Consider the following 11,417-nt stretch of genomic DNA (forward strand, 5'->3'; position numbering starts at 1 on the left):
TTGTCGTAAATTTTCAGCAATGACGTTGATTGGCAAATTTCTCGATTCGACATCAGCTAAGCCCCACGATCTTTTTCAGCGCGGTGCCGAATAGCGGGTAGTTCGCCTTCACCCCGTCATCGAGGTCGATCTCGATCTTCTTTTGTGCTAACGGGAAGATCACGTCGCGTTCCCATTCGTTCAGCTCGTCGATCTGCTTGGCGACCTTGGCCGCCTCCTTCAGCGCCTTGGTCTTCTGCCCTTGGGTCGCTGTCGGATCATAGGCCAGTTTCTCCTGCTTTGTACGCTCGCCCTCCAGCTTGGTGATGAACTCGCGCAGGTAGTCGTTGAGCAGCACCGACACTGTGTCGGCGCGGTAGCGGTGCATGTAGATCAGCGCGTTGAACGTGCCCTTGGGGCTGGAGAACATCCAGTAGATCGGGCGCTTTTTGTAGCGCTTCACGTGGTCGGCGTAGAAATCCTTGGTGAAATAATCTCTCAGGGACCTTGGTTTTCCGTTCTTGCCAAGCGTGTCCTCTATAAACTTCAGGTTCTCGCGGAAATGCGCCTCGCCGAAGGTCACGCGCAGGAACAGGTGGAAGCGTTCGGTGATGTCGTCGGGGAACCAGTTCTCGTCGAGCACGGGGATGACGTTGTCTTCGTCCGGCATGAAGGTCGGCTCGGGCACACCTTTTTCTTTAAGGGTGGCGAGGTAGTCGGCCAGCGTCTCGCCCTGATTGGCGAGGATCAGGCCGGGGGCGTCGAGGCTGTAACGCCCGAACATGCAGCCCACGGCGTAGGACAGGAACTCGGCCATGGTGTCGGCACGCAGGCGGGTCTCGTTCGCCTCGGCGTCGTTCTTGATGCCATAGCGATAGGCAGGGTTGCAGGTGAGGGTGATCTCGTTCAGCGGCACCTCGGGGGGCAGCTCGTCTTGCAGACCATAGGCGTCGATGAAGATGCGGTTGTTCTCTTCCTCAAGGCGCTGCATCTCGTCCGTCATGCCCTGCCAATGGTCGCGCAGGCGGGTATAGGTGGCCTCCAGCGTGTCGGCCCGGTGATCGGGCGAGAGCAGCGGGAGCGTGGTGAAATCCCAGGAGGTTTCGTAGGCGTCCCAATCGGCACGGGCGATTTCTACCAATCTGTCGACCAGATGTGTTACCGATACTTCTTCATAATCTTCGAATACTGGCAGCAGCTTCATACTTCCTGGGCCAAAATCTTTTGCCGCGACGACGCGCAGCAGCGGGGGCATTACTTTGGAATGCAGTAGGCCCAAGGAAACATCGAGAGCGCGTGGACTGTCGCTGAAGAACATAGAATTTTTCTGATCAAAAATATGACCATAGGTTACGCGGCGGACTGACAATTTGCTTGCAATAGTGTTGTAGGCAAGTCCGTTACGAAAGTAATACTGCTCGTTTCTAACCGTGGAGCTTTTGTGCGATTTGATCTCGGCACCATCCGAGTGCCAATCGAGAATGAACTCATGATTTCCGAACCACTTTCGGTAGTCGCTGCCCTTAACATAAGGAACCCATTTCCCGGACCAACTTGTTTTGGTTTCCGGTTCAATATCGAAATCGATCGAAACACGACTGACTTCTCCCCAGCTTCGAATGAAGCGTGGGTTGTCACCGGTCTGAAGACCTGTGAAGGCTTCCGCATATTCCTTGAGGGGAGTACCGTCGGCATAAGCGCTACGAGTGTGGTCGGATACGAAATAGGCAACTACGTTTCGCGGAAGACGTGTAAAGTCAGACGCTCGTGCCAGATGCTCACCATGTCTTTCGCGAAGCATGGCGGCCTTCTCATCAGAGTTCTGCCCCTCGGTAAGATCGAAGAACTGGGCTGCTCGATCGGGATTCCCGCCGCGTTGAGACACAAAGCCCGCTACCTGAACTACCTCTCCTTTGATTTCGTCAAATGCGCGAGGGCCAAGGTGTGCCAACTGTTGGAAGGGCGAGCCAGAGATCAGACGTGCACGCATTTCCGTATAGTCGTCACCAAATAACCAGCTATCCATAGCGATCATTGCGAACAGCCCGTGCCTGCGGCAAAGCTTACTTAAGCGATCAATGAACGCGGCATAGAGGTCTGAAAAACAATCGGGGAACTTTTCGACGAGAAAAGACTGAAGCTGGCCGTTAAGATCACCTTTCTTCTTATACGGCGGATTGGCCACCACCACGTGATACTCTGGCGACAGCGCCTCGGCCATGCGCAGCACGGCGATGACACGCTCCTGCACCTCCTTCAACAGCAGATCACCGCCAAAATCCCGCGCCTCGACCACCCGCAGCGTCTCGGCCGGATCGCGCAGCTTCGGCACGATCAGCGAGCCAAAGTTCTTGGCCTGCTCGAATTGCCGGATGGTCGCCCAAAGCGGACCATGGAAGGCAATCGCTTCGTTCAACTGCCGCGCCACGTCCTCAAGTCTGGCATAGACCTCGGGCGCGTTGGTGGCCTCTTCCACCCGGGCCACCAGCGCGTCGAGATCCATGCGGTATGTCGTGTCATTGCCGTGCTTGGCGTAGGCCTTGCCAATCCCGATCAATCTCTCGGAGATGTTGGGCGAGTTCGCACTCTTCTTGAACGCCGTCTCAAGCTGTTTGCGTTCTTTGGCCGATTTGTCTGATGCCGCGATGGCCAAGAGTTCGGACCGAACGTCTTGGGTTTGGTTCAGGATGAAGGGGGTCTGAGCCGCCTCTTCAAACAAGCCAAGCTCCCAATCGAGCGCGACACCGAACACGTGCATCGCGTTGTCAACGATGTCCTCGAAGCCCTTTGCCTCAGCGTGCTTCAAATAGCGGCTGACGGAGTGCCAGAATTCATCGAGGATGAGAGGCGTTTTCGATAGGCCATTAGCCACCCGATCGACGTTTAGGTCGTAGCCAAGGTCGGCAACAAAGTCGTTGAACTCGCTTATCTGGAAGCGATGTTCCTGCAACACGCAGATGTCGGGTTTTGCCTCCATCCGCAGGAACCGCCGCCGCCCCAGCTTGCCCGCCGCCTTCATCGCCAGTGCAAAAGCCGCCAGCGCCCCCGCGCGGTCGTCAATCTCCACCCCCGTCAGGTTATGCGTCAGGATAAGCGCGGGGATCTCGGTCGCGTCGTATCCCTCTTCCTCGTAGATGGCGTAGAGCAGGTCAAAGGCATATGTCAGCATGTGCCCCGACCCGGCGGCGGGATCGCAGATGCGGATCTCTTCGGGGCGGGAGATGCGCAGAAAGTCCGTCTCGGGCTCTTCTGGCGCGATGTAATAGTCCATCTTGGCCGCCAGCCCGCTGTGCGGATTGTTCAGCAGCCAGAGCCGCCCCAGCGAGTTCTCCACGAGGTAGCGGACGATCCAGTGCGGCGTGAACAGCTGCGTCGCGGCGGGGATGTTCTCGGCCGTGATCTTTTGGTTCTTCTTGAGGCCCGCGAAGACCTGATCCTTCTTCTCAGAGATGTAGAACTGGTAGAGCCAGCCGATGATCTCGACGTCCTGACAGGCGTCCTCGGTCATGACCTTGCGCAGTTCGGCGAGGATGGAGGTCTGCGAGAGCAGATCCTCGGGCATCAACAGTTCGGTGTAGTCATCGATCTGCTCAAACAGGAAGGGCATCGGCCCGTGCCACTGATTGCAGGTATGGACGAGCAGTTGACGGTAAGCTTCGGCCTGCGGATCATTGGAGGGCGTGCGCCCGTTCAGCAGGGCTTCGATGCTGGTTGGGGCTTTGTCAGGCAGGTTGCCCGCCATTGCCTCTGACAAGATCTCGGGCCGTGTTGCGCCGTCAGCCGGAGAGACCACCCGCACCTGCGTGTAACCGTTGGCATCCATAAAGCGCAGGGCGGTGAAGCGGTTGAACCACGTATAGGCGACCTGTTCGATGACCTGCGTTTTACTGGTGCGTTTGATCGCGTTGTCGAGGTCTTTGGTCGCCTTGGGGGCCTCGCGCCGCGCCGCGCTGTTTTCGGCCAGAACGACATCGAGTTTGGAGGTCACCTGATCTATCAGCAGGTTACGGGCCGCTTGGGCGAATTTCTTGAGCGCGTTGGTATCCATTACACAATAACTTTCTTGCCCGCGCGGATTTCGGCCAGCAGGGTCTTTTTCATTTCTTCGAGGTACTGATCGACGTCGTCTTCATCGGTGAGCAGCGTTTTCGGGGCTTTGATTTTGAGCGTCGATGCAAGGACTGTTGTTGGGGCCTGCGGTGCAGGAGCGGGCCGATCGCTGGGCTGCGGATCGGGTGCAGGTGCAGGGCGCGCGAGCCGGTCGAGTTCGTTGACGGCGTCAGCCAGCAGGTTCGTGCGCGCGCCATTGGCCCGGTCACGCAGCACGGGGATCAGCGTGACCGTGTCGAGCCCGGCTTTGTGGCTATCGATGCGCGCGTTGATGCGTGCTTGTTTATCAGCATCGAGAGCTTGGAAGTCCGGCATCTGCGCGATCTTGGCAGCGACTTCTTGCACCTCTGCGATGACGGCTTTGCGCTCTTCCAGCACCTTAAGCTCGACCTTATTCTTCAGATCGAAGAGGTCGGATTTCAGGCTCTGGATCGACGATCCCTTGAAGCAGTTGGGATCCTCCAACGCCGCACGAAGTTTTTGACCGGCTTCAGGATCCACATAGTCGATGTTGGAAGACTGATTAGCGAGCATATCGCGCGCATCGTCATAGATGCCTTTTTGTGCGCCGCCCATAAAGGATTTCACTTTGTCGAGGATATCTTCCTTCGCGTTCAGAAGATCATCCTCACGTTTGGGGGCTTCGGATATATACCAGTTTGCCGGTTTGCCCTTCATACCACGCAGCAGTTGGTGGAATGGCTCAAGCCCGGTCAGGAACGCGTAGAGGTGCGACAAACGCATAAGGCCGTCTACCTCCACCTCCAACGCCTCGATGCTAGTGATCCATTCAGCGCCCAGGCTGCGAGCGTCCGTCCCCGACGAAGGATGAGAGAAAAGTTCCTGATAAAGTTCTTTGGCGCTACGAATTTCAGCGGCTGTGAATTCCAATTGCGGAGTAAGCAGGATGTTTGGCAGCGCATGGCTGTTGTTGAGCGCTTTTGCGAGATCCAGCCCTTCCTTGACTGCACTATCGACACGCGCCTCGACCTTGCCTTTGGCGACCAAACTACCTGCAAGACACAAAGCAGCGGTCATGGGCCAGCCGTAGGGTTTTGAAGTGAACCTGTCGGCTAGGTATTTGACGGAGACTTTGACGCCATTGCGTGCTTGCGCATTGATGAAGCTCAGAACGTCCTGTTCTGCCTCGTGGATGCCGGTACCATCGGATCCAAACAGACCGCTTTCAGATTGCACTGCTTTGTTGATGTCTGCCTCAGTGTAGCTGACGCCACGCAACATCGGCAGGTTGGTGTAAACCTTGTCGACCAGAGACTGAAAAGCTTTGCTGATGCGCTCTTGAGGGTCTTCACCTCCGATCTCAAGCTCGTCACCTCTGACGAACAGCCGAGCCTCACCCATTAGCTTCCGCAGCCGCATTTCGAGGTCTTTGGCACGGCGGCCATTTTGCTCGCCTTTTTCTGCGACGATACGGTCACGGCCTGGTTGCGGAGAGCCGCTCCGAGATTGACGAATGAACTTATCGGTCTGTTTGAAGAGGATCAGGTCGCGGACGAAGTTCGCATCCGGCTTCATGGATACCGCTAGCTCCTCGCGCGACATGGTTTTCATGCGCACTGCATCGGGGCTTTCAGCTTCATCGCTGAAGGGAGAAATGACGTTGATTGCAAGTTCGTATTCGCGACCGACCGCATGATCATCCAGCCTCCTCGTGAAGGCGTATTCGCTGTTGGTCGCCAAATGCTTGATCTTGCGATGCCGAAGGATTGTATCGAAAGCGATTGTCTCGAGTTCCTTCGATAGTTCCGAGGGGTCAATGTCGAGTGCCTTAATTTCCGCTTCGACGTCTTTTTCTTCATTGGTCAGGAATTCATAGACCTCACCATTCCGCTGGATGTAGGTTTCCCTCTCAAGGCGACTTAAGGCTTCCTCGATCTGACGACGTTGCATTGTCTGATCAGCCTCGAATTCCGACAAAAGCAGAATGCCGATGTTGCGCACAGACGGTTTGAAGCCTTTGACGTATTTGACCAGGAACAAAGACTTAAGAACTCGGACTGCAAATGGATCATCCAGATTCTTTTCGGCGATCTGGATGCTTTGTTGTACCGATGATTTGAGCGCGGTCCGGATCCCTTCAAACATGAGATCGAAAGTCGCCAGACCTCCCACTTCTCGGTCTTTCAGTTTTTTCGAGACCTCTTGGAAAACGCCTAGCATTGAGCGTTCGCCAACAGAGCTATGCTTACCCTCAAATGCGTTGTGCTCCGACAGCGAAGTGATCGCCATCTGAAAGAGATCGTATTGATACGGTGGGAACGGATAGCTTGCGATGAACTGATCACGGTCACGATAGTTCTTGAGCTTCATCGACCCGTCGGTGAAATCGAACAGTGTCTTGAGGTTGTTTTCTTCGCGATCGTGGAGGTTGCCGAGCGTTACTTGGGCCTCAGGAGTCTTGGCCAAAAGGCGACGCTGAATCACTTCCGCTACATCTGCCGAGTTCAGGGGCATACGGTTGCTGAAACGGGCTTGAATTTTGGAGAAGTCGTTCTCTTGCTGTTGGGTCATGTCACCGATCACCGAGGCCATTTCTTGCTGAGCGGTGACGATGATCCAGGCCTGCCCTTTGCATTTTGTGTTCAGGCTTTCCGCAATGGTTTGCAGATTGGTCATGAGCTTTATGTTGTCCGCAATATACTGGCCGACTTCGTCTACGAAGAAGTTTAGTCGGAACCCTTTGGGTTGCTCATCAATCCACACTTTAACGGTCTCTGCGAAATCTTCGATCGAGACCCGAGTGTCTTTGCGGTATTGGCTTAGGATGTCCTTGGCGTCGTTTGCGTCACCACCTGTTGCAGCCGCAAACGCAGTCGCGATGTTCTTGGACTCGAGTACCGCTTGTTCACGCCCACGACCCCAATCCTTGCCTGATGCGTTTAGGAAGGCGGCCTTGAACGCGTCGAACTGGCCGCGACCTGCGAGATCGCGTTCGAATTGGGCGATGTGGGGCTGCTTGCCATAATACCCACAGGTCTCGTCAAAAACCTTCTGGAACACCGAGAGAAGAGCGTCGACATCCGTCTTCGAGATAACGTCTGCTTTTTGGTCGATGTTGAACAAGATCGACTTTGAGGGGATCGAGACCGCCTTGTTCAAAGCACCGCCCAACATCGGGTTGTCTTTGACTTCGGGCTTTTCCGCAAAGATGTCGTGGGCTTTGACGCCATCCACACTTCGGTTTTCGAGCACCAAAGCGAGCATTTTCAAGAGGTGAGATTTACCAGAGCCAAAGAACCCAGATATCCACACCCCGTTCGATGTGTCGTAGTTATTGTAAGCGTCAAGGAACTGTTCAAGGCGCTGCCCGATTTCACCGGTTACAACGTACTCATCCAGTTCAACGCGAAGGCTCGCCTCGTCGTCGGCCTTGATAACGCCATCAATGGCACGGTCGACGGGTTTTTCAAAAATGTCTTTTAGCAACTGGACCATGGGGTCAGACCTCGTAATTCATTATGTCAAAAGCGCGGTAGTAGCGTTGGGGAGGAACCGCCCCAAACAAGTGCAATGCGGTCATTCCACCTACGCTCGCCGTATATTTCCCAGGGAAGAACACGACTAGTGGTTTGTCCTTGATCGTGCTCTGGAGGTTTTCGAGAATGAGATTAGCTCTCAGGAAAGGGTAAATTTCACCGATACCGGAAAGGAAAACAACGTCGTGGTCGTGAGTGCTGATCAAACCCTCAATTTTGGGAGCAAAGTGTTCCTTTGGATCCAGAACACCTTGAAGAAGTTCCATGATCTCATCTTTGTCGCTTTCCGCCTCAATCTCGATCACTTGCTCCAGAATACCACGGTCGGACAAAACCTCGAGCGCGAGGTCGTAAAGGCTAATGTCCAGCACTTTAACGCCCGCATTCTGAATTTGCGTGACTAGGTTTGCTCGATCCAAGTCCATTGACATCCCCTCAAGCGCGGGAAAGGGATAAATGAAGAAAGGGACTTCACTAAAACCCTGCTTGGACAGGAAACGCTTGCTGGTAATCACATGAAAAAGATGCTCGGCGCGCTCTTTCCGGTTCAATTCAGTTTTCAAATCAAGCCCCCTCGACCGGAACGCTGGGGAAGACTGCCAGCTCGCCGGAATTATGTTCTTCAATCATGTTTTTCAAATACGTGGATAGAATTGCTGTCTGGATCCGGCGGTCTTCGGAAATAATCCCTGCTTCCCGCATCATACGAAACATAATTTGGCGAAGCTTGAGTTGGGTTGACCGGCTTAGCCCTGCCAATCCTTCATCCCATTCGGCTTTTGCCGCGAGAAGGATGTCAAAGCTCTCGAGTGGCAGGTCAAGTTGGTAAGAAAGATACCTTTCGCGAACGACTTCCACGGCAAATTCTCTGACAAAGCGATATGCACGACAGGCAGCAATCCAGAGAAGCGCCTGCTGATCAGACCGATCTGCTTTCTCCAAAAAGTAAGAACGTTCCTCAGCCGTCAACTTGAGCAGGCGGTTGGATATTTCGCGCAACGATCTGCGGTTAGACGCAGACTTGGGCAGACTGGTTGCGCCTTCGTCCATTGCCCGGAGAATTGTGTTTTCCCAGGGCTCCCCCTCGACATGCAAACGTGCGACTTCCAGGCTTTCGTTCAAGAACAGACCGCCGGTGCTAAAGGACATTTTGTAGTCTTGCTGGTTCGCGATTGACATTGAGCCCTCCTAGCTAGCCTTAGAAACTCACCTTCAGCTTGACTGATCTTTGAGGGTACTTTTTGCGCCAGTCAATTGTTATAATCATCTTTAATTCCTCAACCAATTTGACACCGAAAGAACAAAAATGCCAGCCTAATAGCTTATCACGCCAATTTAAAATATGCGTTCACAAAGGTCTACCCAAAGTAGGCAATCATAAGTCCCCATGGAAGTGTCTCCATAAACTTACTTCCGACTTTGTGGACGCAATTTTGTTGAGGCTTAAAGCCATCGGAGACACAAAACGTATAGAGTCGGGTATCTCAGGGTCCGCACTAAGGGCCGGAAAATTATTCGCCAAGATTTCAGGCTTACTGATTGGTTTTGACCTGCTCACCCCCCCAAGTACCCTGCAGATTTGCGCGGACGAACAGATCACAGTAATAATCAAGGACGGGTACGCCACAGTGACTGCCCGCCCTCCGTGCTTGTCGTTCGGGACACTCTCTACTCCAAAACAAATTGGTAGCGTCTGTGAGCTGAACGTTAAATATCTGATAAACCTAAAGCAAATCAGACATAAGTCAGCTATAAGTGGGCGACAAATCGGCGATAAGTCGCACCTAAGTTCGAGATCCCGCCCTTTGAATTTCGGCTCTTAGCTCGGATATTGTCATCTCATCTAAACTATTGGCAGACGGTTTTGCCGGTTCTTGTTTCTGTCCTTTCGTGCCCATTGGGAAGCTTGCCTGGGTATTGCAGGCTTTATGACCCCAGGTGTCAGGGAAACGCTTTTGGAGAATGTGGATCAATAACTTGGCGTCGGCTGGCCCTCCGCAGGCTGCCTGAAGCGCCTGGCGCGTCCAGTAGGCTGTCAGATAGGTCCAAGCCAGCTGGCAAGCATCATCGAAGGCCGGGTAGCGGTTCGCCCAATTGTACATCGTCGAAAGTGATACTTCTATCTGTGCGCACCATTCCTCGGGGAAGTGCCCCTGACGCGCAAGTTCGGTTACCAGCTTACAAAATTCTGACCGGTATTTCAGAACATTTGTCGCGCGCGGATCTTTTGTGATTGGAACGATGTTGGATCGCTTGCGGCTTTGTTTCATCGGTAAAACCATTTCGCAATTTGGGGTTCGATTTACGGTGGGCCAGTTTTGTGGGTTTACGCTAAGCGCACAAAGATACCGTACGCTCGATTAATGTGGGGAGATGACACGAGATTGAGGCACCATACGGCTAGCCGCTCCTCGCAAGACCCAATGTCAGCAGCGCCAGCGAATGACATGGGCCGCCTTGCTGTTTGCTCTTCTGTTGGATCGGTCGCGGTCATGGCCCGAGGCCTGCGGCTTGGATTTGCGCCTCGGTCACCAGTTTCGAGGCGAGCAATGCCGTGACTTGGGTGCTCGTGATGTGTTTGCACAGCGGGCTGCTGTCACTGATCCAGCAGGCCAGCAGCGTGTGATGATCGGCCTGCGATGCTGCCGTTTTCTCTCGGTCTTCCGCTTGCTTCTCGACATAGGCCCGCCAGCGTCTCGACTGAAACCAGTTGTCGGAAAAACAGACCTTGGAGCGGGTGAAACCTGCGCTGCCGGTCGCGTAGGCTTTGACTGCTTGCAGCAAATACTCCTGTGCGATCCCTTCCTTCATGGCCTCTTTGATTCGGGCAAGGCAGACTGCTTTGCCGCGAAGCCGGTCCGGTGGATACGCCGCCAGAATTTTTTCAGCTTCTTCATCTCCCGCCGCCTCGCACTTGCGCGTAGGTGGTTCTTTCACAGGTTCAATGGTAAGGTTCGTGTCCCGGTTTGGGACTACCCCCGTCTTTCTGCTGGGACTTTTCCCCCACTTTTTTGAGACGTTTCCCCCCGTTTCATTTTGAGACACAACCCCATTGAGATCGCTTACCCCAACCTTCGGCCGCGAGGTGGGACCATGATTAATGTCTAGGTGCAGTTCGTACTGGTTAGCCCCCCGCCCGCCGTTGCCATCCCCACGGGCATGGCGCGTGACAAGCCCGCATTTTTCCAAAGTCGTCATATGCCGAAACAGTGTTGCACGACCCATTCCGCATTCTTCTGCCAACCGCTGTGCACTTGGGTTGCACTGGCCAGTTTCCTTGTTGTGAAAGTTCGCCAGTTGGAACAGCACGATCTTCACTGCAGGCTTTAAGCCTTTAACGCTTGAAGCCCAAATCAAAGCCATACCGCTCATTGCATGGATCCCAAGAAAGGGAACGGATAGAGCCTCGACTTGTTTTCCGAACTCAAAGTATCGGTATTTCGAAACCTCCCTCTACTATTTTGAATTGCAACCGTAGGAGACCAACTTCCGATACTGAAGGTCTTGAGCAAATCACTCAACATGACCAGGCTCCACGCGATTTGCTTCAGCATAGGCGTTCAAATCTGCGCCGCGATAGATAATCTTGCGGCCCAGACGATAGAATGCGGGGCCCATATTTTTGTGTCGCCACTGTGCAAGTTTGTCCCGGTCGCCGAGGAGGTTGAGTTCCTCGTCGCCCAGAACGTAATTTCGGGTATCGTCGAATAGGCTTGCACCCGCTTGTGAAGGTTTGCGCCGATCAAGGAGGAGCTTGGGTTTCTCGCTGTTCAAAGCAAAATTTTGGTTGCTTTTACGTGGGGGGGCCATTTTCTGCCTCTTTCCATTTGC

The 11,417-nt window shown here is 54.0% G+C and carries 7 protein-coding genes; all 7 read right to left on the minus strand.

Annotation, left to right across the window (positions count from 1 at the left end):
- Positions 1-52 precede the first annotated feature (52 nt).
- The gene (gene pglX, locus EDD53_RS14920; protein WP_211331603.1) at positions 53-4,027 is read right to left on the minus strand and encodes a BREX-1 system adenine-specific DNA-methyltransferase PglX; all 3,975 of its coding nucleotides are present in this window, start codon (positions 4,025-4,027) and stop codon (positions 53-55) included.
- A complete protein-coding gene (gene brxC, locus EDD53_RS08420; RefSeq protein ID WP_123792783.1) occupies positions 4,027-7,545 on the minus strand; it encodes a BREX system P-loop protein BrxC in 3,519 nt (1,172 codons plus the stop codon). The genes pglX and brxC overlap by 1 nt, the downstream gene beginning before the upstream one ends.
- Positions 7,546-7,549: 4 nt before the next feature.
- Positions 7,550-8,149 carry a DUF1788 domain-containing protein gene (locus EDD53_RS08425; RefSeq protein WP_123792784.1) on the minus strand — a complete coding sequence of 200 codons (600 nt, stop codon included), beginning with the start codon at positions 8,147-8,149 and terminating at the stop codon, positions 7,550-7,552.
- Between the two features lies 1 nt (position 8,150).
- The gene (locus EDD53_RS08430) at positions 8,151-8,765 is read right to left on the minus strand and encodes a DUF1819 family protein (RefSeq protein ID WP_123792785.1); all 615 of its coding nucleotides are present in this window, start codon (positions 8,763-8,765) and stop codon (positions 8,151-8,153) included.
- Positions 8,766-9,370: 605 nt separating this feature from the next.
- Positions 9,371-9,856: a hypothetical protein gene (locus EDD53_RS08435; protein ID WP_123792786.1), complete on the minus strand. Its 486-nt coding sequence runs from the start codon at positions 9,854-9,856 to the stop codon at positions 9,371-9,373.
- A gap of 220 nt (positions 9,857-10,076) precedes the next feature.
- A complete protein-coding gene (locus tag EDD53_RS14985; RefSeq protein ID WP_246002312.1) occupies positions 10,077-10,958 on the minus strand; it encodes a helix-turn-helix domain-containing protein in 882 nt (293 codons plus the stop codon).
- 141 nt (positions 10,959-11,099) lie between these two features.
- The gene (locus EDD53_RS08450; protein WP_246002313.1) at positions 11,100-11,396 is read right to left on the minus strand and encodes a hypothetical protein; all 297 of its coding nucleotides are present in this window, start codon (positions 11,394-11,396) and stop codon (positions 11,100-11,102) included.
- Positions 11,397-11,417: the final 21 nt, after the last annotated feature.

The sequence above is a fragment of the Pacificibacter maritimus genome (genome assembly GCF_003814915.1).
Classification (GTDB): domain Bacteria; phylum Pseudomonadota; class Alphaproteobacteria; order Rhodobacterales; family Rhodobacteraceae; genus Celeribacter; species Celeribacter maritimus.

Coding starts and splice junctions, on each gene's coding strand:
- EDD53_RS08435 (WP_123792786.1), bottom strand. CDS start 9,856: ATGAAACAAAGCCGCAAGCGATCCAACATCGTTCCAATCACAAAAGAT.
- EDD53_RS08450 (WP_246002313.1), bottom strand. CDS start 11,396: ATGGCCCCCCCACGTAAAAGCAACCAAAATTTTGCTTTGAACAGCGAG.
- EDD53_RS14985 (WP_246002312.1), bottom strand. CDS start 10,958: ATGAGCGGTATGGCTTTGATTTGGGCTTCAAGCGTTAAAGGCTTAAAG.
- pglX (WP_211331603.1), bottom strand. CDS start 4,027: ATGGATACCAACGCGCTCAAGAAATTCGCCCAAGCGGCCCGTAACCTG.
- EDD53_RS08430 (WP_123792785.1), bottom strand. CDS start 8,765: ATGTCAATCGCGAACCAGCAAGACTACAAAATGTCCTTTAGCACCGGC.
- brxC (WP_123792783.1), bottom strand. CDS start 7,545: ATGGTCCAGTTGCTAAAAGACATTTTTGAAAAACCCGTCGACCGTGCC.